Origin of the sequence: Butyrivibrio fibrisolvens (assembly GCF_037113525.1) — a bacterium.
In the GTDB taxonomy this organism is placed as follows: Bacteria; Bacillota; Clostridia; order Lachnospirales; family Lachnospiraceae; genus Butyrivibrio; species Butyrivibrio fibrisolvens.
In genome coordinates this window covers 1,957,964-1,982,072 of sequence record NZ_CP146963.1, presented here as the reverse complement: position 1 = coordinate 1,982,072, position 24,109 = coordinate 1,957,964, and the positions used below count along the sequence as shown (strand labels likewise).

Annotated in this window: 22 protein-coding genes; 1 reads left to right on the top strand and 21 read right to left on the bottom strand. The window is 41.7% G+C overall.

The features are described from left to right. Positions 1-622: 622 nt before the first annotated feature. The 20 genes from rplS to pta all read right to left on the bottom strand — a co-directional run bounded on the left by rplS (position 623) and on the right by pta (position 20,236). On the bottom strand, positions 623-964 hold the full coding sequence (rplS, locus tag WAA20_RS08175; protein ID WP_022754436.1) for a 50S ribosomal protein L19: 342 nt from the start codon (positions 962-964) through the stop codon (positions 623-625). A 148-nt stretch (positions 965-1,112) separates the two neighbouring features. Then, the gene (udp, locus tag WAA20_RS08170; RefSeq protein ID WP_073385307.1) at positions 1,113-1,892 is read right to left on the bottom strand and encodes a uridine phosphorylase; all 780 of its coding nucleotides are present in this window, start codon (positions 1,890-1,892) and stop codon (positions 1,113-1,115) included. 322 nt (positions 1,893-2,214) lie between these two features. Next, entirely contained in the window at positions 2,215-2,733 is a 519-nt protein-coding gene (gene rimM / locus WAA20_RS08165) for a ribosome maturation factor RimM (protein ID WP_073385305.1), read from the bottom strand. 17 nt (positions 2,734-2,750) lie between these two features. Then, complete coding sequence (trmD, locus tag WAA20_RS08160) at positions 2,751-3,578, bottom strand: tRNA (guanosine(37)-N1)-methyltransferase TrmD (protein ID WP_073385304.1); 828 nt, start codon at positions 3,576-3,578, stop codon at positions 2,751-2,753. A gap of 119 nt (positions 3,579-3,697) precedes the next feature. Further along, entirely contained in the window at positions 3,698-3,925 is a 228-nt protein-coding gene (locus tag WAA20_RS08155) for a KH domain-containing protein (RefSeq protein WP_022754441.1), read from the bottom strand. Between the two features lie 58 nt (positions 3,926-3,983). After that, on the bottom strand, positions 3,984-4,232 hold the full coding sequence (rpsP, locus tag WAA20_RS08150; protein ID WP_073385302.1) for a 30S ribosomal protein S16: 249 nt from the start codon (positions 4,230-4,232) through the stop codon (positions 3,984-3,986). 95 nt (positions 4,233-4,327) lie between these two features. Then, complete coding sequence (gene ffh, locus WAA20_RS08145; protein ID WP_073385300.1) at positions 4,328-5,707, bottom strand: signal recognition particle protein; 1,380 nt, start codon at positions 5,705-5,707, stop codon at positions 4,328-4,330. Further along, entirely contained in the window at positions 5,707-6,057 is a 351-nt protein-coding gene (gene ylxM / locus WAA20_RS08140; protein ID WP_073385298.1) for a YlxM family DNA-binding protein, read from the bottom strand. Before ylxM ends, ffh begins: the two co-directional genes overlap by 1 nt. 175 nt (positions 6,058-6,232) lie before the next feature. Next, complete coding sequence (locus tag WAA20_RS08135; RefSeq protein WP_073385296.1) at positions 6,233-7,150, bottom strand: AraC family transcriptional regulator; 918 nt, start codon at positions 7,148-7,150, stop codon at positions 6,233-6,235. Between the two features lie 2 nt (positions 7,151-7,152). Then, entirely contained in the window at positions 7,153-8,241 is a 1,089-nt protein-coding gene (locus WAA20_RS08130) for a glycoside hydrolase family 25 protein (RefSeq protein ID WP_073385294.1), read from the bottom strand. Between the two features lie 220 nt (positions 8,242-8,461). Beyond that, positions 8,462-9,367, bottom strand: a complete 906-nt coding sequence (locus WAA20_RS08125; protein WP_073385292.1) for a YitT family protein — start codon at positions 9,365-9,367, stop codon at positions 8,462-8,464. A 28-nt stretch (positions 9,368-9,395) separates the two neighbouring features. Beyond that, on the bottom strand, positions 9,396-10,622 hold the full coding sequence (gene ilvA, locus WAA20_RS08120) for a threonine ammonia-lyase (RefSeq protein ID WP_073385289.1): 1,227 nt from the start codon (positions 10,620-10,622) through the stop codon (positions 9,396-9,398). A 172-nt stretch (positions 10,623-10,794) separates the two neighbouring features. Beyond that, the gene (ftsY, locus tag WAA20_RS08115; RefSeq protein WP_207649267.1) at positions 10,795-11,772 is read right to left on the bottom strand and encodes a signal recognition particle-docking protein FtsY; all 978 of its coding nucleotides are present in this window, start codon (positions 11,770-11,772) and stop codon (positions 10,795-10,797) included. A 53-nt stretch (positions 11,773-11,825) separates the two neighbouring features. Next, complete coding sequence (gene smc / locus WAA20_RS08110) at positions 11,826-15,383, bottom strand: chromosome segregation protein SMC (RefSeq protein WP_073385288.1); 3,558 nt, start codon at positions 15,381-15,383, stop codon at positions 11,826-11,828. Between the two features lie 33 nt (positions 15,384-15,416). Further along, complete coding sequence (gene rnc, locus WAA20_RS08105; RefSeq protein ID WP_073385286.1) at positions 15,417-16,112, bottom strand: ribonuclease III; 696 nt, start codon at positions 16,110-16,112, stop codon at positions 15,417-15,419. Between the two features lie 65 nt (positions 16,113-16,177). After that, entirely contained in the window at positions 16,178-16,411 is a 234-nt protein-coding gene (gene acpP, locus WAA20_RS08100; protein WP_073385285.1) for an acyl carrier protein, read from the bottom strand. Positions 16,412-16,446: 35 nt separating this feature from the next. Then, entirely contained in the window at positions 16,447-17,460 is a 1,014-nt protein-coding gene (gene plsX, locus WAA20_RS08095; protein WP_073385283.1) for a phosphate acyltransferase PlsX, read from the bottom strand. Between the two features lie 155 nt (positions 17,461-17,615). Further along, on the bottom strand, positions 17,616-17,798 hold the full coding sequence (rpmF, locus tag WAA20_RS08090; protein WP_022754453.1) for a 50S ribosomal protein L32: 183 nt from the start codon (positions 17,796-17,798) through the stop codon (positions 17,616-17,618). A 229-nt stretch (positions 17,799-18,027) separates the two neighbouring features. Further along, entirely contained in the window at positions 18,028-19,218 is a 1,191-nt protein-coding gene (locus tag WAA20_RS08085; RefSeq protein WP_073385282.1) for an acetate kinase, read from the bottom strand. Positions 19,219-19,231: 13 nt separating this feature from the next. Next, positions 19,232-20,236, bottom strand: a complete 1,005-nt coding sequence (gene pta / locus WAA20_RS08080) for a phosphate acetyltransferase (protein ID WP_073385280.1) — start codon at positions 20,234-20,236, stop codon at positions 19,232-19,234. Between the two features lie 428 nt (positions 20,237-20,664). Here pta and WAA20_RS08075 point away from each other — a divergent pair, with 428 nt between their 5' ends. Next, positions 20,665-21,924: a nucleotidyltransferase gene (locus WAA20_RS08075; protein WP_073385279.1), complete on the top strand. Its 1,260-nt coding sequence runs from the start codon at positions 20,665-20,667 to the stop codon at positions 21,922-21,924. 279 nt (positions 21,925-22,203) lie between these two features. Here WAA20_RS08075 and WAA20_RS08070 read toward each other — a convergent pair whose 3' ends face one another. Next, positions 22,204-24,084 (bottom strand): extracellular solute-binding protein, encoded by a 1,881-nt coding sequence (locus tag WAA20_RS08070; RefSeq protein WP_073385277.1) that lies wholly within the window; start codon positions 24,082-24,084, stop codon positions 22,204-22,206. Between the last annotated feature and the right edge of the window lie 25 nt (positions 24,085-24,109).

The window sequence follows — 24,109 nt, the reverse complement described above, 5'->3', positions numbered from 1 at the left end:
TTTATAGATATCGTATAGTTACTTTTTTACTGTGAGATTTATATGCTGTGAATACAGCAAGAATAAAATGTTCCCTGCAAACTTTTTTCAACTCCCACAATTAAAGCTATTGATGTTTATCCTAAACATCCCCGTAAGAAAATCCCCTTTTTCCTTACAAACGATAAAACCATAAATAATAATAATAATAATTGACGAATGCAAGCTTTTTTTGATTATCTTTTTCACATTTATTACATTTTCTTAACAGCTGAAGCTTCGCACTTATAAAACATCCAATAACTTACATATTCCTGAGGCTGGCCGTTAATAAATGATTTGGGGGTCTTTGAAAATCATATTAAATTCAAGAGCTTGATAGATGGAATGAATATATTCTGCTTGGGATTCACCTGTTTGAGCGAAGCGAGTTTGTGAATCCCGGAATATATTTATTCCAGATATCATGCCTTGAATTTTATATGATTTTCACGACCCCCAAATCATTTATTAACGGCCAGCCTCAGGAATAGGCAAAGCCTTATTCAATTTTATAAGCACGAAGCTTCAGCCATAATCAAAAAAACAGCCACAATCGCGAATGCGATTGTGGCTGCCTGTGTTTTCGACAATCAAGAAAAGATTATTTAGCTTCCTTAACCTTAGCCTTTTTGCCTGTAAGTCCAACAAGGTAGTTAAGCTTAGCACGTCTAACTTTACCCTTACGAACAACTTCAACCTTCTCAACAAGTGGAGAGTGAAGAGGCCATGTCTTCTCAACGCCTACGCCGTAAGCAATCTTACGAACTGTGAATGTAGCGCGGTTTGAACCACCCTGGATCTTCTTAACAGTTCCTTCGAAAACCTGTGTTCTTGTACGCTCACCTTCAACGATCTTAGCGTATACCTTAATAGTATCACCAGTTTCGAATTTAGGTGCGTTAGCATTCAGCTGCTCTTTCTCGAGTTCTTCAATAATTGTCATCTTTGTATCTCCTTATAATGGACGTTCTATAATGCCATGTCTGCTTACCCTCGGTAAACCAGCAACAGAGGACCGTCTATTTATTGCAACTTAAGTATAATAACATAAAAGATGTCGTATAGTCAAGATATCGTTTATGTTTTTTGACTTATTTCTTTTCCTCACTCTCAATAAGGCGCTTGATAGCATCTACAGCTATCTCGATAGCCTTGCCTGTATCGTGTACCTGAGGATTAGGAAGACCAAGCTTAGCACGCTCCTGGTTAGCTACTGTAAGGAGGATCGTACCACACTTAACCTTAAGTGTAGGTGCAACTGTATATAAAGCTGCAGACTCCATCTCAGAAGCCAGTACGCCGCATCTCATCCATGCTTTCCATTTATTCTCAAGCTCGTAAGAAACAGGCTTCTTCTCAGGCTCATGCTGGCCATAGAAGGAATCCTTACATTCTACAACGCCTACGTGATAAGGATACTCTTTAGCTTCTGCTGCATCTACAAGGGCTCTTGTTACATCAAAATCAGCAACAGCAGGGAACTCAATAGGAGCATATTCCTTACTTGTTCCTTCCATTCTTACGGCGCCGCTTGCAATTATAAGGTCACCGCCAAGAACATTTGTCTGCATACCGCCGCATGTACCAACTCTGATAAATGTCTTAACTCCGCATCTGGCAAGCTCTTCCATGCAGATAGCTGCAGAAGGGCCACCGATACCAGTTGATGTTACGCTTACCTTGCGACCGGCAAGCATTCCTGTATAAGTTGTAAATTCGCGATTCTGTCCGACTTTCTTAGCATCTTCAAAATAAGCTGCGATCTTCTCGCAACGTCCCGGATCACCCGGAAGAATAACATACTCGCCTACCATCTCAGAACTAACGCCAATATGATACTGCAGTCCTGAACCTTCGGTATAATCAATCATCATAGCCTCCTGAAATATGATAAAAATAGTATTAACTGTACACTATATGTACGCAAAAAACGAAACCAAGCCTTAAAGACTATCGGCATAAAGCCTCATTTTCTTAAGTCCAAAATGCTTAGAGCTTTCAATAACGTAGCTTTCCGGACATGGCAAATAAAATCAAAAGTCGATTTTGAAAATGTTCTTGATTTTTCTTAGTGTCTTAGGAACGTGAGTACAGCGTGTTTACGGAAGTGGATAAGACACTTAGAAAAATCAAGGTCATTTTCACATGAGACGTTGATTTTATTTGCCATGTCCGGAAAGCGGCCTATTGCTCTTACATAAGTCCATCCATAACGTGGATCTTCATGATATTGGTATCAAGATTTACATCAAGGATACACTGCTTGATAGCGGGTATAAGGACGTTTGGGCCGCCATCTGCTCTCTCCATCTCATATACGTCATTAGCACCTGTCTGAATGACATCTACGAGCTTACCAAGCTTATTGTCATCTTCATCAACGATATCGATTCCAATAAGATCCTGAATATAATATTCACCCTCTTCAAGCTTAACTGCCTGCTCTCTTGGGACTGTCAGTATATTGCCTCGGAATCTCTCAACCTGGTTGATATCATCAAATTCTTTGAACTTAACGATAACAAACTTTTTGAAAAATCTGACACTCTGAACATGAAGAAGAACAGCTCCCTCACGCTCGCTTTCCATAGTAACTTCTTTTAAAAGTTTAAAACGTTTAGGATCATCTGTTGTCGGAAAAACGTTTACTTCGCCACGTATTCCGTGTGTAGATGCAATTACACCAACCTGAAATTTCTGTGTATATGGCATGTCTTCTCCTTTTTTGATCAAGAATTGTCTGTGTTTTCTGTATTATTGGAATTCTCTTGTGCAGTGCTGTTTTCAGTAATTATCTCATTTTCACCCGCACTGCTTTTCCTGCGCCTTCTGCGCTTCTTGGGCGGCTTGGGTGGATGCGCCGCCATCCAGGCTTCATAGAGCTCAGGACGTCTTTCCTTAGTTCTTTCAAGTGACATCTGAAGACGCCACTCATCTACCTTTTTGTGATCTCCTGACAAAAGGATCGGCGGAACTTTTTTGCCCATCCACTCTTCAGGTCTTGAATACTGGGGGTACTCAAGAAGACCATCGGTAAAAGATTCTGTCTCTGCCGAGATGTCATTATTAAGAACTCCGGGAACAAGTCTTGATATGGTATCTATCATGACCATAGCCGGAAGCTCGCCTCCTGTAAGGACATAATCACCTATAGAAACATAGTCGGTAACTATCTCTTCAAGAACTCTCTCATCAATGCCTTCATAGTGACCACACAGAAAAATAAGGTCATCAGCCTGGGCAAACTCAGCTGCCAGCTGCTGGTTAAACACCTTACCCTGAGGGGTTACATATATGACGCGCTTTGTGTGAGATGAATCGATGCGGCTTTCGAGGCTTTTGTAACAGTCATAGACAGGCTGAGCCTGCATGAGCATTCCTGCACCGCCGCCATATGTATAATCATCAACCTTGTGATGTTTTTGATCTGCGGAATAATCTCTTATGTTGATACACTCAAGAGATATAAGATTCTTACTCATAGCCCTTCCAAGAATACTGGTAGAAAGGCCCTGTGAGACCATCTCCGGAAAAAGAGTCATAACATGGAAATCCATTGTCACCTCATTCAAAAATCATATTTTCTAAAAAAATAAAATCTTCCCACAGACTTAAACCTTAAGTCTGTGGGAAGGCAAATTCATTTAGCTCCCGGAAGCTGTAAATGGTTATACTGTCAGACAATTTCAACGTCTACGTGCTTATCTTCGCGTGTAGATGCTGCCTTCACAACAGAGCGGATTGCTTTTGCTATTCTACCCTGCTTACCAATTACTTTACCCATATCAGAAGCAGCAACGTGTAACTCAATAGTGATGTTACGGCCGTCGTCCTTCTCGGTAACAACAACTTCTCCCGGATTATCGACTAAAGCCTTTGCGATTACCTCGACTAATTCTTTCATAGTGATGTCCACCTCCGGCTATCGTTGTCTTTAAAGCATTAGGAACTTCAAATTTGGATTAGTTCTTGTGAACGCCTGCCATCTTGAAGATCTTAGCTACTGTATCTGTAGGCTGAGCACCATTAGCAAGCCACTTCTGAGCCTTTTCAGCGTCTACCTTAACTGTTCCAGGATTTGTGTTAGGATCGTATGTTCCGATCTCATCAACGAACTTACCCTGTACAGGAGCCTTTGCATCACTTACGATGATTCTGTAGAAAGGTGTCTTCTTCTTACCAATTCTCTTTAATCTGATCTTTACTGCCATTTCTAATATCCTCCATTAGATAAAAAATAAAAAATAGTTATTATATGAAAATCAGTCTATTATAGGCTGTTTCAAACTTGTTATGTATAAATTCTTTAGAAGAATTTATTGTTACCACCGAGCATTCTGCCCATGTTCATCATGTTGCCAAATCCGCCGTGCTTGCCCTTTTTCATTCCGCCAAGCTGCTTCATGACTTTCTGAGACTGCTCAAAGTTCTTGATGAATCTGTTAACAACTGCTATATCGTTACCTGAGCCATCAGCAATTCTCTTCTTTCTTGAAGGGCTCATGAGCTTAGGATTACGTCTTTCCTCAGGTGTCATTGAAAGCACGATTGCTTCCATTCTTGCAAGTTCTTTTTCATCAGGGAGCTGATCAGAGCTTATTTTGTTGCCACCGGGAAGCATTGAAAGAATACTTCCAAGTCCGCCAAGCTTACGCATCTGCTTCATGCTCTCGAGATACATCTCGAAATCGAACTTACCTTTCTTGAGACGTGCGGCCATGTCTGCTTCTGCAGCGATGTCCATCTCCTGATTGGCTTCAACAGCCTTATCAATAAGAGTGAGCACATCTCCCATTCCCAGGATTCGGTTAGCCATACGGTCAGGATAGAACTGCTCAAGATCTGAGAGCTTCTCGCCCATACCTACGTAGAGGATAGGCTTGCCTGTAACTGCTCTTGTTGAAAGTGCAGCACCGCCTCTGGTATCACCATCAAGCTTAGAAAGGATTATGCCATCTACTCCGACCTTCTCATTGAACTCGGAAGCTACATTAACAGCTTCCTGACCGGTCATGGCGTCTACAACAAGGATAGTCTGGAATACATCGACTTCCTTCTTGATATTGATGAGCTCATTCATCATGTCCTCATCAATCTGGAGACGTCCGGCTGTATCAAGGATTACAACGTTCTTGTTGTTCTTTGATGCATAGTCAATGGCATGCTTTGCTATATCAACAGGTGATACGTTAGTTCCTTCTTCATAGAAGTCAACCACCTGCTTCTGGGCATTAACACGTAACTGTTCGATAGCTGCAGGACGATATATATCGCAGGCTACAAGCAATGGGAATTTACCCCTTGATTTGAGCTTGCCTGCTATCTTGGCTGCGGTAGTTGTCTTACCTGCACCCTGAAGACCTGCCATCATGATAACAGTTATCTCCTTACCGGGTTTGAACTGAATCTCAGTTGTTTCAGAACCCATAAGGCTGATCATCTCTTCGTTAACGATCTTGATGACCATCTGGCCAGGATTAAGGCCGTTCATAACATCTTCGCCGACTGCTCTCTCCTGTACAGCAGCTATGAACTGCTTTACAACCTTAAAGCTAACATCAGCTTCAAGAAGAGCCATCTTAACCTCTTTAAGGGCTATCTTAACGTCTTCTTCAGTGAGACGACCTTTGCCGCGAAGTTTCTTAAATACATTTTGTAGTTTATCAGATAAGCTTTCAAAAGCCATTAGATAAGTTCCTCTATTATGTGGTCGGATAATCTGATGATCTCCTTCCTGTCAGGGAATTCTTCGTCAGTATTATCAATTATGTTTTTCATCTTCTGTGCATCTGCTCTTATGGCATTAAATCTTGAGATCATATGAAGCTTGTCTTCATATCCCTGCATTGTCTGTGTACATCTCTTTATCAGATCATGCACACCCTGCTTGCTGATGCCGTATTCTGCGGCGATCTCATTAAGCGACATGTCATTATAGACCAGATCTTCGTATATTTCTTTCTGATGGGCAGTAAGCAGATCTCCATAGAAATCATACAGCATGCCCTGTTCGATGATCTTGCCGACCTCGCTCATGTAAACACCTCAGTCACACATCTTACAGTCTATTTTAAATGCACAAAATGCGCACATAAAATATGCGCCTTGACTATAATACATGAGCAAGGGATGTGTGTCAAGTATTTTTTCTTGACCCCTTAACAAAATCCAATATTAGTGCCCTTGCTTATACCTTACCGCGTAGCGCTTATCAGATATTTGCAACATAGTCAGACGGCAATTTCCCTGTAGCCTTGCGAAATGCCTTACAAAAGGATGAGTAATCGTGGAATCCCGATTCGATAGAAGCTGACATGGCCGGTTCTCCTGCGATGATCAGATCTCTTGCACGCAGGATCCTTTTTTCCATAATGTACTGATGGACACTGTAGCCGGTCTCAGCCTTAAAGATACGCATCATGTGATACTTGCTTATATAGAACTCGTCAGAAATCTTGTCTATGGACAGATCATCTCCAAGATGCTCCATAATGTAATCGATTATGTCTATGACCTTGCGATTGTATCTGGCCTTTTCCATAAATGCATCAGGGTGCTTGAAGCAGGCTTCATTAAGCCCGATAAGGAGCTGAATGAGACTTACGTGAATGCGAAGCCCCGCGCAGTAAAGATCCTCTTCTGATCTGATAACATCTTCCAAAGTCCTGAACTTGTCCATAAGCTCAGATGTGATACCCGCATCAAAATGAACCAGATTAGTCTTGGTCTTTGAAGTCATATTAAAACAAAGATCAAGGTCATGATCCTTTGTTTTTCCGGAAAGCTTTTTGCCCTCATGGACAGTAACTTCCTGAGTTTTACCAAGACGAACAAGCGTTTCGGGCTTAACATAAAGCACGTAACGCTCATAGCCTTCCTTAGCGGAAGCTGTAACCTTATGAATACTGTGATGGGGAACAATTACGATATCATAGGGACGAAGTTCATATTCACGGCCTTCAACCGCATACTGAACATCACCTCTTAGGAAAAAAACTATCTTGTCAAAATCATGATAGTGCCAGGGCGTATCTATAGCCTTGGATTCATCTATGTGAAAAAGGCGGAAATCGCAGTTAAGATAACCTTTCTGCTCATATTCTACTGAGGGGTTGAATTCTTCGGACATGCTTACCATCCTTTTTGAACACAGATATTGAGATCTACTTCACCTTTTATACCATCTATCTTACCGGCTGCTGAATACTGCCAGATCGTAAACTCATATGGGAAGTAAAGAGGAACGCCATAAAATGCTACCCACTTATCGATACCTTCAAGCCTTGACATATCAAGTATAAGAGCAAAGGTCTCGTTATTACCATAGATCATGGGAGTATAGCCAGCGCCCTTAACTGTATCGCAGAATTTAAGAGCTATATCTGTCATCTCGTCCTGAGATACGCTCTGAGTTCTATAATCAGCGCTGTCAGGCCTTTCAATATCTATAACTACAGGATATGTAACCTCGTATGGCTCAATAGCATCAAGGACGAACTTGGCTTCTTCCAAAGCCTCATCCTCGTTTATAGCTGATGAGTAGAAGTATACGCCAACTTCTATTCCAGCCTTGATAGCACCTTCGATATTGGCTTTAAAATATTCATCTTCTACGATCTTGCCTGTAGAAGTACCTCTGTTACCTACTCTGATAAAAGCATATTCTACGCCGGCATCTGCAACGCTTTCCCAGTCGATCTCGCCCTGGAACTTGGACACATCAAGTCCAAGTGTACCAAGAACCGCTGCATTTGATCCCTCATATTCAAGGATTCCGGAATCATTCTTTGCAAAATCAGTATCGGTAAAAGAATTAAGTGCAAGTGACTTGTCGATGGGGATAAAATAATATCTTCCATCCTTGGCGATAAGGATCTGATCAGGGAACATGCTGCGTACAGTAGATGTAATGCTTGTACCTGACTCAAGCTGCTCTCTTACCGTATCGAGAACTTCCTGTTTTGCCTCATCATAGCCGCCTTCATAAGCATCTTTTACCATAGTATCTGTCTCGGATACGGTATAGTAGCCTTCTTCCTGAATGGAATCCAGCTGTGCCCTGTAGGCTTCATTTTCTTTTCTCAAAGCTGCATTTCTAAGGAGTATGGCAATAGAAAAACTCAAGGTAACTATCGCAATAAGACTAAGCAGAATTATCGAAATGATATTCTGAGTAGTAACTGCCGCGTGAATTAGTTTCCTGTTCTTTCTATTTGCCATATTATTCCCCTGTTATGTAGTAATAATAGTATATGTTTTCGCAACTTTGAATCAGAAATCCGCATTTACTGCGGATTTCGTAAGAAAGTGAATCGGTAGGTAAATAGGCTAGGCACCGAAGGTGTTCTCAATTGGCCTATTTACATGACTTTTGGAGCGAAGTGACAAAAAGTCATACTGACTCGTTCATCTTAGGTCCAATTGCAAATGAAACAGTACACTAGATCTCATCATCAAAATAACTCTTGTAACCTTCGCCATATATCTCAGTTGCAGAAGTTATGATCATGAATGCTTCAGGATCTTCCTCTTTGACAATCTTCTGTGCCTGAGGCGAAATCCTCTTTCTGACAACGCACATGATAACTTTCTTATCCTTACCGGAGTAAGCCCCCTGACCATATACGTGTGTCACACCAAGATCGAGTTCCTTAAGAAGTCTCCTGGTAATAGATGCGTTTCTGTCGGATATGATGAAAAGAAGTTTAGCCTCATCACTTCCGTACAGAACCTTATCAAGAGCTATACCATTTATAAACACTGTTACGAATGCGTATAGCGCTGCAGGTATATCTTTAATAACAATTGCTGCAAAAGCAATAACAAATACGTCTGTTATAAATAAGATGCCGCCGGTCTTAATATGCGGGTAACGGAGTCTTAAGATCTTGATAATAATATCAGATCCGCCGCTCGTTGCGCCCTGCTGGAATATTATTGCCATGGCAACACCGGCAAGGAGTCCTCCAAATATGGAAGCAAGGACCATATCATGAACAAAGAACGGTTCTCCGTATTTGTGTATGAAATCAGTAAAATACGAGATCATACCTGTGGCATACAGTGTTGAACAGATAAAATGAAAACCGAATTTCCATGTTCCCAATATCAAAACAGGGATATTAAGGATCAGGAACCAGGTACCTGTTCCAAGCGGTATTTCAAGACCACCTATGTTTATGCCTGATAAAATTCTGTTAAGTACAATAGCTACACCTGTAAAACCACCAGGCGCAATATTATTAGGATCACTAAAAATGGCCGTACCGATGCCGTAGAGAAAGGAACCGACCGTGATCAAAAAATAATTAACTATCAGTTTTTGTAAGTTTTTTCTCTTAGTCATAGGAAAAACCTACCTCTTGGAGAATATCTCAGATCTGGGTTGTTACCAGTCTGGGACGATATCCCTTTTCCTCAAGAGCCTGTGTGATCTGAGTCTTATGCTCAGTTCCATAGGCTTCAAGTGTAATTCGCAGCTCTACAGCAGCATTGCGATTTATTGATACGAACTGATTGTGTTCAAGTTTGATTACATTGCCTCCAAGTTCAGCGATAACGCCTGAAACTCTGGAAAGTTCGCCAGGCTTATCCGGAAGAAGGACTGATACTGTGAAGATCCTGTCTCTTCTGATAAGACCCTGCTGAACAACGGATGACATTGTGATGACATCCATGTTACCACCTGAAAGGACGCAAACAACCTTTTTATCCTTACATCTGAGTTGCTTTAAAGCTGCTACAGAAAGAAGTCCTGAATTTTCAACGATCATCTTGTGATTCTCGACCATATCAAGGAATGCTACAACAAGGTCTTCATCATCAACCTTGATGATCTGGTCAACATTCTCCTGAACATATGGGAAAATCTTATCTCCAGGTGTCTTAACAGCTGTACCATCAGCAATTGTGTTAACTCCGGGAAGTGTAACTACTTTGCCTTCCTTGATGGAAGCATTCATACATGCTGCGCCGGATGGCTCAACACCTACCACCTTGATCTTGGGATTAAGGAGCTTTGCAAGTGTGCTTACACCACTAACAAGTCCGCCACCACCTATCGGTACAAGTATATAGTCAACTGTAGGAAGTTCCTTGAAGATCTCCATTGCAATGGTTCCCTGACCTGTTGCTACGTCAAGGTCATTGAATGGATGAACAAATGTGTATCCTTTTTCCTTAGCAAGCTTTTTAGCGTAGGCTTCGGCTTCATCATACACATCGCCCTGAAGTACTACTTCTGCCCCAAGTGCCTTGGTACGATTAACCTTAATAAGGGGAGTTGTAGTTGGCATTACTATTGTTGCGTGAACACCATACTGTCTTGCTGCATATGCAACACCCTGTGCATGGTTACCTGCTGATGCTGTGATAAGACCCTTTTTACGGTCCTCATCTGACATCGTGCTTATCTTGTAGTAAGCACCTCTAACCTTATAAGCGCCTGTTCTTTGCATGTTCTCAGGCTTTAAATAAACTTTATTGCCTGACTGCGCTGAAAAATAGTCGCTGTACATGAGTTTCGTCTCAAGTGTAACTTTTTTGACCTGCTCGCAAGCCTCCTCGAACTTATCAAGGGTCATCTTCTTCTCTTCCGACATTTCCTGTTCCCTTCCTAGTTGTGTAGATAGATATTTTCTTCTGCATGTTATGAACTGCAGATATATATATTCATAAAAACAGGATAAAGCATTTTAGTCTAATGTTCTATCCTGTTTTTATTACATGTTGTGATCAGTACATGTTTAGAACTTCAATGTACAAAAAATCATCTTAGTGCCTTGTCAGGATGTCTATCGCTTCCTCTTCTGTAAGCTGAGAGCTGTCCATTTCTCCAGATGAAAGCTTTCTTGCTACAATATCCTGATCGAGCCTTACTCTTTCTTCATGATCGATATCAAAAAGAGCATCAACAAATTCCTGAGGCTCGAATCTCTCAAGATCATCCAGTGATTCACCAACACCAATATATTTAACGGGTATATTAAGTTCACTAACGATAGCTACTGCTATTCCGCCCTTTGAGGTTCCATCCATCTTGGTCAGGATGATACCTGTAAGATCAGTGACTTCTCCAAATTCCCTTGCCTGTGACATCGCGTTCTGACCTGTTGTTCCATCAAGAACGATGAGGTTTTCACGCTTGTAATCAGGAAGATGGTTATCAAGGATCCTGTTCATCTTACGAAGCTCTTCCATAAGATTCTTCTTGTTATGAAGTCTTCCTGCAGTATCTACAATCAGTATATCAATATCTTTGGCCTTGGCAGAGTTAACAGCATCAAAGATAACACTTGCAGGGTCTGCGCCTTCAGCTCCCTTTACAAGAGGAACTCCTGCCCTGTTAGTCCACTCCTCAAGCTGCTCTGTAGCTGCCGCTCTATAGGTATCAGCCGCTGCTACAAGGACTTTTTTGCCCTTGTTCTTATATATTGATGCAAGCTTGCCAACAGATGTAGTCTTACCAACACCATTAACACCTATGATGAAAAGAACTGATTTCTGATTCTCAAAATCGTATGCATGCTCATCAGTATGCATCTGTTCCCTGATATCCTGGATCAGAAGATCACGGCACTCTACCGTTGAACGGATCTTCTTCTCTTCTACCTGGGAGCGAAGCCTGTCAAGGATGCGGCTTGTTGCATTAACGCCGATATCACCCATGATCAGTGTCTCTTCCAGATCGTCGTAGAAGTCACCGTCAATTTCTGAATAGCCGGAAAAAACATTATCCAGCCCTTTCACCATATTGTCTCTTGTTTTTGAAAGACCACCTTTGAGCCTTGAAAAAAATCCTGCCACTAGTTCGTTAGCTCCTTATCAATGAGATTAACACTTACAAGTGCTGACACACCCTTTTCCTGCATGGTTATACCATAGAGTCTGTCTGCACTTTCCATTGTACCACGACGATGCGTAATTACAATGAACTGAGTATCTTTTAATTTATGCAGATATTTGGCAAAGCGCACGACGTTATTTTCATCAAGCGCCGCCTCGATCTCGTCCAATAGACAGAAGGGCGAAGGCTTAAGATTCTGGATCGCAAATAAAAGTGCGATCGCGGTCAGAGCCTTCTCTCCACCGGACATCATGTTCATGTTTACAAGCTTCTTGCCCGGGGGCTGAGCTATGATCTTGATGCCTGCTTCGAGGATATCCACAGATTCATCTATTTCGAGAGTTCCGTGTCCGCCTCCAAACATCTCTTTAAATACTTTATCGAACTGTTCGCTGATAAGCTTAAATTGCTGTTTGAACTGAGTTCTCATGGACTCGTCAAGATCTGCAATGATAACGCGCAGCTGTTCTTCAGCGGCCACAAGATCATCATGCTGGGTCTTAAGGAATGTATACCTTTCGGATACATTCTTGTAATCCTCTATAGCATTAACATTGACGTCTCCAAGATCTCTTATGGCGTTCTTGAGCTGTCCGATCTCCTTCTTCATGGAAGAAGCATCTGTAAGCTCAGGATCTCTCATCTGGGAAGCTGCTGTGAGAGTAATCTCATACTCATCCCACATGTAGTTGATAAGTCCTTCTATCTGAGAATCTAGTTTTTCTTTCTGAGTAGAGAGTCTGTTAACCTCTCTGTCAAGTGAAGACTTTGCTTCAGCAAGCTTTTCTCGTACTTCAAAGAAATTCTTTTGCTTTAATGAAATCTCTTCTCTTGTATGCTGTATCTTCTCGAGCTTTTCTTTATTTTCTTTACTGCTTGTAACAGAAGCTTCCATAGTTTTAGTGATCTCTTCTATATCAGCATTCTTCTGTTCAAGTTCACTCTTTGAAGATTCGATATGTTCTACAACTTCATCAAGGTCTTTCTGCCTTGTAGCTATCTCTTCATCAATTCTTGACAGGTTCTCCTGCTGGAATTCAAGTCTCTGGGATACCTTGGCGATCTCCATCTCCCACTTGGACACTTCAGAAGCAGCTGCTTCTTCAGATTTGGAGAGTTCAGAAAGTTCACTTGCATATTCCTCAACTTTAGCCTGACAATCTTTTTCTATCTGGAGAGATTCTTCAAGTTTAGCCTTGGTTTCATTCTCCTGCTTCTCGATATCTGCTACCTGATTCTCGATATCAAGGTTTTCATTTTTCAGAGATTCAAAAGATGTAGCTTCTTCCTTCTGCTTCTCTTCTTCTCTTACTACATTGAGTCTTGCAGTATTTTGTTCAATGAACTTGTTCTGAAGCTTAAGTCTTGTGGTTTCGAGGCTTGCACGAAGTGTGTTACGCTCCTGTCTTACATTTGCGACCTCTTCTTCGAGCTTTCTAGCTTCTTCAAGCTTTTCCTTAACTTCTTTTTCCAGGTCATCCATCTCACGTCTTCTACCAAGAAGATTGGATGAATTCTTGAAGGCACCACCTGAGATAGCACCGCCCGGCATAAGGAGTTCACCCTCAAGTGTTACCATTCTGATGCTGTAGTTATACTTGGCTGCGATCTTGGTAGCATTGTCTACGTTATCAACTACAAGTACTCTTCCGAGAAGGTTGGCTGCTACGGGCCTGTATTCATCCTCGATCTTAACAAGTCCATCAGCAAGTCCTATGGCCCCCTTTTCATTAAGAGCTTCTTTATTCCTGAATTCCTGCTGGTTCTTAAGGGCTGTAAGAGGAAGGAATGTAGCACGGCCTCCCTTGGTCTCCTTAAGGTAAGCGATCATCTTCTTGGCAGTAGCCTCGTCCTTTGTTACGACGTTCTGGATACTTCCGCCAAGAGCTGTCTCTATAGCAGTTTCATACTTTTTATCGGTTTTGATAATGTCGGCTACAACACCTATAACGCCGGGATTGTGATCCTTTTGTTCCATGACACGCTTTACAGCACCGCCGTAGCCTTCATATCTTTCAGTAAGATTAGCAAGAGCATCAAGCTTGGACTTTTGCTGCATAGCAATGTTTCTTGCTTCTCTTATCTTCTCATCACTGCCTGTAAGGATCTCTTTGATTGCAGCAAGGCGGTCTTCGCCGCTCTTCTGTTCATCAGAAAGAGTGCGGATCTCTTCATTAACAGCTTCGAATATATCACGAAGCTCTTTCATCCTTGCTTCTTTCTTCTCCTCATCAGAACTTGCCTGAACAAGCTTACTGGTAAGTTCAGCCTTACGGATACTGATCTGTTCCTTCATTGTAGACAGAGAACTCTGACGTGACTTAATGTTGGCACGTTCATTTATAGTATTAAGGATCTTTGCATTGCTCTCTTCTATCTGTCTGTTAAGTTCCTGCTCACGATCCTGAATCTCGTTATACTTATCAGCTGCCGCTTTCTTCTTTTCTTCAAGCCCGGCAACTTCCTCATCTACTCCAGTCTTAGTAGAGAGAACTTTTTCTTTTTCCTCATTAGCTTTAGCGATCTCAGCTTCGATCTCAGCTTTTCTAACTTCGAAATGCTGTGACCCTGCTGTTACGGAACGAATCTGCTCTTTGAGAAGGGCAAGCTGTCCTTCCAGCTTTTCCTTAAGGACGCTGGAGCTTGTCATCTCATTTCTGGCTTCTTCGATTTCTTTTTCTATCTCATCAAGCCTTGCCTGAGCCTCGTCATAATCGATCCTGGCCTGATCATATTTAGTACCGACATCCTCAAGGTCCTTAGCTGCAATCGAAAGCTTCTCATCAGCTTCCTGCAAAAGACCTTTGAGCCTTTCATTGTCCATAAGGAAGATGTTAACATCCAGTGTCTTTAATCTTTCCTTATTCTTGAGATAGACTTTAGCTATCTCTGACTGCTTTTCAAGTGGCTCAAGCTGCTTCTCAAGCTCAGACAGAATGTCTGTGATACGAGTAAGATTGAGCTTCTCGTCCTCAAGCTTCTTGATGGCAGTTTCTTTTCGTAGTTTAAATTTAACGATTCCGGCTGCTTCATCAAACAGATTACGTCTGTCTTCAGGCTTTGAAGACAGAATCTGGTCGATCTGACCCTGTCCGATGATGGAATAGCCCTCTTTACCAATACCTGTATCATAAAAAAGCTCATTGATGTCCTTAAGACGACATGGGCTGTTGTTGATCATATATTCTGATTCACCGCTTCTATAAAGGCGACGTGAAACAGTTACTTCTTCAAAATCGATGGAAAGTGCATGATCAGAATTATCAAGAGTTATTGCAACATAAGCAAAGCCAAGTGGCTTACGAAGTTCGGTTCCTGAGAAGATAACATCCTGCATGGAACCGCCTCGAAGCTGCCTGGCACGCTGTTCACCAAGAACCCAACGAACCGCATCGGCAACGTTACTCTTACCGGATCCGTTAGGTCCTACAATTCCTGTTATTCCGTTATGAAAATCAAGTTTTATGCGATTGGCAAAAGATTTAAATCCATGGATCTCAATACTCTTAAGATACATATCCTCTTTTCAAGAGACATAAAAGAACAAAGCTCAGGCTTTATCACGAAGTTTAAGAACTGCCTGATAGGCAGCCTGCTGCTCTGCTGCTTTCTTGGTATGTCCCTCACCCTCTCCCAGAATTTCGCCGTTTACAAGTACGCGCGACTTAAATATTTTATCATGTTCAGGACCACTCTCGCCACAAATTTCATAGGAGAGAGTTTTGGATGAATCCTTCTGAACAAGCTCCTGAAGCACAGACTTGGCATCAATAAAGATCTGCTTATTCTCAAGGTCATTAAGAATAAACTTGTCTATATGCTTCTTGGCAGCTTCAATTCCGCCATCAATATAGATAGCTCCGATGACCGCTTCCATGACATCAGATATTATAGAGTCACGATGTCTGCCTCCTGTTGATTCTTCGCCTTTTCCAAGTAGAATATACTTCTCCAGCTCAAAATCACGGGCGCAAAAAGCAAGAGCCTGCTCACAAACCATTGAAGCACGCATTTTGGTCATCTGGCCTTCTTTTTTGTCCGGGTAATTGTTGTACAGATACGTACTGGATACCATTTCAAGTACAGAATCACCAAGGAACTCTAATCTCTCGTAGTCGGGCTGCTTATTGATCTTCTGCTCATTGGCAAAAGAAGAATGAGTAAGCGCCATACGGATCAGTGCTCTGTCCTTGAAATGATACCCGATCCGGTCTTCCAGTTCGGTAATATCATTTTCTATATACATATATTCCTCCAGGCCCTAAATATGGGCCAAGGGTTAAAAATACTCAAAAGAGTATTTTTAATCTCTTAGTCGTTCTTAGCCTCTTTGATAAGAGCTACAGCTTCACCTACAGTAGAGATCTTCTCAACCTTCTCCTGTGGGATCTGAATCTTGAACTCTTCTTCGATACCCATGATGATCTGGAATACGTCAAGAGAATCTGCTCCAAGGTCATCGATGAATGTTGTGTCCTCTGTGATCTCGTCTGCGTCAACATTTAGTACATCAACGATAAGTGCTTTTAATTTTTCAAGTTCCATAAGTCTATACTCCTTATAAGTTAATTTTGTATAACTCAATCTTTGCTATTCAATGTTTCTTTTATCTTATCATCAACATTGTGTGTTTTAAAGGTTACACACTGAAGAATTGAATTCTTGACTTCTACTGCCTTGGCGCTTCCATGAGTCTTAACTACAAGTCCGTTAAGTCCAAGCATTGGAGCTCCACCGTACTGCTTGGCATCAAATGCCTTAAGGTTAACAGTGAACTCTTTCTTCAAAAGAAGATAAGCGATCTTGGTTCTAAGATTTGTAAGGAAAGTATTCTTAATGACTCTTCCCATTGTCTTGGCAACGCCTTCATACATCTTAAGAGCGATATTGCCGGCAAAAGCTTCTGTAACGATAACATCAGCTGCGCCTGAAGGGATCTCTCTCGCTTCTACGTTACCAATAAAATTGATATCGGGACAATTCTTAAGAAGTGGGAATGTCTCCTTTACAAGAGCATTACCCTTATCCTCTTCTGCGCCTATTGAAAGAAGCGCTACTGTAGGATTCCTCTTACCAAGGATATTCTCAGCATAAATTGAACCCATGATAGCAAACTGAAGAAGCTGATCAGGTCTTGCATCAACATTAGCTCCACAGTCGATAAGAAGTGATACTCCCTTCTCTGTAGGAATAAGCGGGGCAAGAGGTGCTCTCTTAACACCCTTGATACGACCTACGATAGTCTGACCACCAACAAGGTTAGCTCCTGTACTTCCTGCGCTCACATAAGCATCAGCCTCGCCATGCTTGACCATCTGCATAGCTTTGACTATAGAAGAATCAGGCTTCTGTCTGATAGCCATAACAGGTGCTTCTGCCATCTCGATTATCTGAGTAGCACCTACTACTTCGATCCTGCTTTCATCATATCCGTTGTATTTGGAAAGTTCAGCCTTGACCTTGTCTTCGATTCCCACAAGAAAGACCTTAACGCCAGAGTCTTCTTTAACAGCCTCAACAGCACCCTTAACGATCTCACCGGGTGCGTTATCGCCTCCCATAGCATCAACGGCAACTTTAATAAGATCAGCCATTTAGCTCCTCCATTTTATATAGCACATATTCCCAATGAAATACCCGAGAATATAGCATTTCTTTTTAAGTGCACTATTACAAGTTTACTCGACAAAAGGGCAAAAATCAAGGCTTCCCGATAAATCGGAAAGCCTTAATGATCAACCGTTTTTAATTAGTCGTTAACAGCTACAACGCTCTTGTTCTCATAGTAACCGCAAGCCTTGCAAACCTGGTGAGGCTGCATAAGAGCTCCGCAGTGGCTGCACTTTACAAGAGTCGGTGCGCTCATCTTCCAATTTGCTCTTCTCTGATCGCGATGACCTTTTGAAGACTTATTCTTAGGGCAGATAGACATTCGTAACACCTCCTTACGCTGGTCGTATTCGATTACCAGCCGTAAGCCAAGCTGAGCCGGTAATAATATTACTCTCTTAATTCATGTAACCTAGTCAAGAACAACCTCGACTTTGTCACACGCTTAATGATTATACCCATATGGTACCGTTTTGTCAATACCTAAATATTTTCGTGACTTTTTTGCTCTTATAGAGCGCCAAAATCATGCATATGGGCGACAAATGAACTTATTTTAAAAGCTCATATGTATCTCTTGCAATAGCAAGCTCTTCATTAGTAGGAACTACATAAACTCTAACCTTGCTATCTTCTGTAGAAACAAGCTTCTCTTCGCCTCTAACCTTGTTAGCCTCGTCGTTGCACTTAACTCCAAGGAATCCAAGACGATCGATGATAAGCTTTCTAACGAAGCCTGAGTTCTCACCAACACCTGCTGTGAAAGCAATGCAGTCTACACCGTTCATGGCAGCTGTATAAGCTCCGATGTATTTAAGAACCTGATAACAGAAGCAATCTACTGCTCTGATAGCGTCCTTATTGCCCTCGATATAAGCATCCTCAAGGTCACGGAAATCTGAGCTTATGTTCTCAGAAAGACCGTATACACCGGACTCTTTGTTGAGGACATTCATAACACCTGCTGTATTAAGATTCATCTTTTTCTCAAGAGTATCAATTACAGAAGGATCGATAGAACCACTTCTTGTGCCCATGATAAGGCCTTCAAGAGGAGTAAGTCCCATTGATGTATCTACGCACTTGCCGTTCTTGACAGCTGATACAGATGCACCGTTACCAAGATGGCAGACAATAGTCTTAAGTGAGTCGTATGGCTTTCCTTCGATCTCAGCAACCTTCTTACTTACATAAGAATGGGATGTGCCGTGGAATCCATAACGACGGATCTTGTACTTCTTATAAATATCATAAGCAAGGCCGTAGAGATAAGCTTCCTCAGGCATTGTCTGATGGAAAGCTGTATCGAATACTGCAACCATAGGTGTGCCGGGCATAAGATCCTGACAAGCTCTGATACCGATAACATTAGCAGGATTGTGAAGAGGTGCAAGATCTGAAACCTCTTCGATAGCCTTAACAACATCTTCATTAATAACAACTGACTTAGTGAAGTTCTCACCGCCATGAACGATTCTGTGTCCTACAGCATCGATCTCGTCAAGAGACTTAACAACGCCACTTTCTGTAAGAGCCTCAAGTACAAGGCTTACAGCTGTCTTATGCTCAGGCATAGGAGTTACTTTTGTAACCTTATCCTTACCTGTAGCTGTATAGGAAATCTGGCTTCCATCTATACCAATTCTTTCGCAAAGGCCTTTGAAAAGTAGCTGTTCTGTCTCTGCGTCGATAAGCTGAAACTTAAGTGATGAACTACCGCAATTTATAACAAGAACTTTCATTTTCAACGCCTCCTTATTCTGCATCCTGTGCCTGTACTGCTGTAAGAGCAACAACACCTACGATATCTTCCCAGCTGCATCCACGTGAAAGATCGTTGACAGGACGAGCGATACCCTGAAGCATAGGGCCGTAAGCATCAGCCTTAGCAAGTCTCTGAACGAGCTTGTATCCAATGTTACCACCATCAAGGTTAGGGAAAATAAGTACATTAGCCTGTCCTGCAACAGGTGATCCCGGAGCCTTGGAAGCTGCAACTTCAGGAACAAGAGCTGCATCAAGCTGAAGTTCGCCATCACATACAAGATCAGGATAATCTCTGTGAGCGATCTCTACAGCATTAACTACCTTATCTACAAGTGCATGCTTAGCAGAACCCTTTGTTGAATGTGAAAGGAATGCAACCTTAGGTTCAGCCTCAACGAGCTGTCTGAAAGACTTTGCAGAAGAATCAGCGATAACTGCAAGCTCCTCTGATGTAGGATCCTGGTTAAGACCTGAATCTGCAAAAAGGAATGTTCCGTTCTCACCATACTCACAGTGAGGAACATCAACGATGAAGAAACCTGATACCATCTTAACGCCAGGCGCTGTCTTAAGAATCTGAAGTGCAGGACGAAGTGTATCAGCTGTAGAATGGCATGCACCGGATACAAGCCCGTCAGCGTATCCAGCCTTAACCATCATAACACCATAGTATGTTCTGCTTGAAAGAAGTGTCTCTCTAGCCTTCTCAGGAGTCATACCCTTGGATTTACGAAGCTCATAGAACATATTAACAAGCTCTTCTGTTCTGTCATCTGTGTCGGGATCTACGATAATTGCATCTGTAACATCTGCACGTACAGACTTAGCAAGTTCTAATACAGTATCTTTATTGCCAAGAAGGATTATATCTGCATATCCATGTAAGAGAATATCTTCCGCAGCACGAAGTGTTCTTGTATCCTCTGTCTCGGGAAGAATAATAGTTTTTTTGTTGGCTTTTGCTTTAGCCTTGATTTTGTCGATATAAGACATGTCACTCTCCTTTGTGGTATATTAATATACAATTATTGGTTGTAGAGTTCTTGTATCTCTGCCTCAATTTTCATAGATCATGCCACATATATTTACTATCGGGAATAATAAAAAACATCTTAATAGGAAATCATTATTTTCAAACCGATGAAAACGATTTCCCGTTTTGCGTGAATCCATAACAATGTAAGCAGTTACACAAAAGCTACCAATACAATAATAACAGAGATTAATTTTAGTTCAAGAAAAGATATTTTTTTAACATGAAAGATAATTTTTTAACAAAGATTTTATAAGATTTTTAGTACTATTTCCCAAACAGAATTATAAAGCTATTTATAAAGACGTTTACTATCACTAAAGCTCCTTTTCTAAAACAGACAAAAGGAGTCGTAAAAATTATAAATCATTTGAACACAGGAGATACTTTGAAGACAATCGGAATCGTATGTGAACTTAATCCGCTCCACAGCGGGCACAAATATCTACTGGATATGGCAAGGCAAAAATTCAGCGCAGACTATGTCGTACTAGTCATGAGCGGCGACTACACCCAGCGCGGCGTCCCTTCTATCGTATCCAAGGAAGTCAGGACCAGGATGGCGCTTATGGCAGGAGCAGATGCTGTATTCGAACTCCCAGTCCAGTATGCTACTGCAAGTGCCGAATATTTCGCATCAGGAGCTGTGTCACTTCTTAATTCACTTGGATGCGTGGATCATATCCTCTTTGGAACAGAAAACGGAGATATAGAAGAAATCCAAAAGATCGCTTCTATCCTGAATGATGAACCTGATGAATATAAAAAAGAGCTTCAAAAAGGCCTAAAAAGAGGCCTCAACTTCGCAAGTGCCAGAGACGCTGCCCTAAAAAAGCTCATCACAATAGGTAACAGCACCACCCTTATAGGTTCCAATAACATACTCGGGATCGAATATTGCCGCGCCCTAATGGCATCAGGTAGCAAGATTACCCCTCTCACCATAAAACGAGAAGGCTCCGATTACAACGAAGAAGAACTGGCCGATAACTTCTCCAGCGCAAGTTCTATACGAAAAGTATTAGAATCCGGCATGGAAAGAACAAAAAAAGATACAACCCAAAATACAAACAATGAATTAAACAGTTCTGTAAAAGCGTCTTTAGAACAAAACATCCCCGCAGACATCCTGGACCTCTTACTAAGCCAAAATAAATATAACCGCTTAGATAACTACTCCGATTATCTCCACTACAAACTCCTATCAGAAAGAGATAACGGATTTATTTCCTATGCAGACATTCACCGAGACCTATCCGACAAGATAATAAAGAACCTACCTAAATTCACAACAATATCTGATTTTGCACAATTACTCAAATCCAAAGACCTGACCTACACCCGAATCCAACGAAGCCTCCTACACATACTCCTTGGAATCACACAAGAAACAATGGATATGCTAAAAGAAAATAACTATCCCACCTATATAAGACTCCTCGGCTTCAAGAAGGATTCATCGGCTCTCCTAGCCCAGATCAAGGAAAGCGCCGCTGCCCCCGTGATCAGCCGAATGTCCGACTCCTTCAGGCTTGAAGACGAACTTCAAAAGTCACTCCTGGCCCAAGACGTCCTCGCCTCCGACATCTACCACCTACTCATGCCCGAAGCTAAAAACGAATATCAAAAGCCAGTCGTAATCTTATAACTCTCCACCCCCCATTCCGCATGACAGCGAAGGAAAAAGTGCAACTATCAACCAAAGATATCTGCACCGCGCATATCAGATTACGAAAACTTACCATCCAGGGCTTTGACAAATTAAATAATCTGTCGATTTTGAAAAAAATCCCGTTTTTTCTTAGTGTCTTAGGAGCTGCAGTATAGCATGTCCACGTAAGCGGATAAGACACTTAGAAAAAACAGGATTTTTTTCACATGAGACTGATTATTTAATTTGTCAAAGCCCTGGCGGCACAGCCTCCAATCAATCCGCCGCTTTGATCTTCTTCCAAAGCTCGTTGTAGAGGGCATCTGCGTCCTGGCCAAGGTAGGTGTAGACTTCGCACCTTGACAGCGTATCTTCTGTCGGGAATGCCACCGTTGAATTCCTGATAGTCTCATCTTCTATCAGCTCCTGCGCCTTAAGGTTAGGAGTCGTATAAGTTACGTATTCGAAATTCATAAGTGCAATATCTTCCCTGCACATAAAGTTGATCCACTTAAGCGCATTCTCTGTATGCTTAGCATCTCTTGTTATGCACCATCCATCAAGCCATACATTTGAGCCCTCATCCGGAATCACATACTCAAGATCTGTATTTTCTCTCTGAGTATAAAGAGCTTCACCGGAGTAGATGACGCCAAGAGCTGCCTCTCCGCCTATCATCTTATCTCTTACCTGATCGATAACATATGCCTGAACCAAAGGCTTTTGTGCGATAAGATCTGCTGCAGCCTCTTCAAGCTGCGCCTTATCAGTTGAATTTATTGAATAGCCCTCTTTAGCAAGAGCTACCATGAATGCATCTCTTACAGAATCCTGCATAAGGATCTGTCCTGCATATTTCTCATCCCATAGAATATCCCAGCTTGTAACAGGCTCGTCAACAAGAGTCTTGTTGTAGAGAATACCTACAGTTCCGCAGAAGTTAGGTACTGCGTATTTATTCCCTTCGTCAAAAGATGCTGCAGATTCAAGATAGTTTGGATCAATATTTTCTGAAGCATATGGAAGAGAATTCCAGTCAAGTTCCTGAAGCATTCCTTCCTGGATCATTCTTGAAATCATATAATCTGACGGGCATATTACGTCATAAGCAGAGTTATCTGATGCGATCTTGGCGTACATGATCTCATTTGATTCAAACTCATCATAGATAACCTTGATTCCGGTCTCTTCTTCAAACATAGTAATAACTTCAGGATCGATATATTCGCCCCAGTTATATACATATACCTGATTGTCTTCTGTCTTGAATACACCACCAAAAGTAAGACCTATAACTACGATCACGCCACAGGCAGCTGCAAGAAGCAGGATTGTTTTTTTACTAAGACCCTTTCTTTTCTCATAGGATATTTCCTTCTTGGAAGAAGCCGCTGAGTTTCTGGCCTTAAGCTGTCTTGATCCAACCATAAGCACGATAACGATTATGAATATGATAGCTGACAGAGCGTAGATCTCAGGCTGAATACCTCTTTTGACCTCGCTATAGATCTTGGTTGAAAGAGTATCGAAACCTGAACCCTTAGTAAAGTAAGTAATGATAAAGTCATCAAGTGACATGGTAAAAGCCATCATGGCACCTGATATAACTGCTGGCATAAGATCAGGAAGTACAGTCTTTCTGAACGCAAAGAAAGGCTCCGCTCCTAGGTCAAGAGCTGCTTCATAAACGCTTGGATTGATAGTCTTCATTCGAGGCATAACGCTCAGCATTACATATGGGATGTTGAATGTTATGTGGGCAATGAGAACTGTTATAAATCCTGCGTTAAAGTGGAGGAATCTAAACAGGAGCATCAGCGATATACCTGTAACGATATCCGCATTGATCATAGGAATATTGGTGATACCCATGATCACTGATCTAGACTTTTTATGAAGACCCATCATTGCAACGCAGGTAGCTGTACCTATGATAGTTGCTACTACTGTTGATATAAGTGCGATGATAAGCGTATTGGCAAAAGCATTGATGATCTCAGAATCCGAAGCAAGGTTTATGTACCAGTCAAAGGTAAAGCCGCCCCACTTTGCTCTTGATTTACTTGAGTTAAAAGAAAGGATTATCATTGTAACAATGGGCAGATACATAAAAACAAGGATAATGCCCATGTATACTTTTTCAATTGTTTTTCTCATATAATTCCTCATGACGAGCACTTGT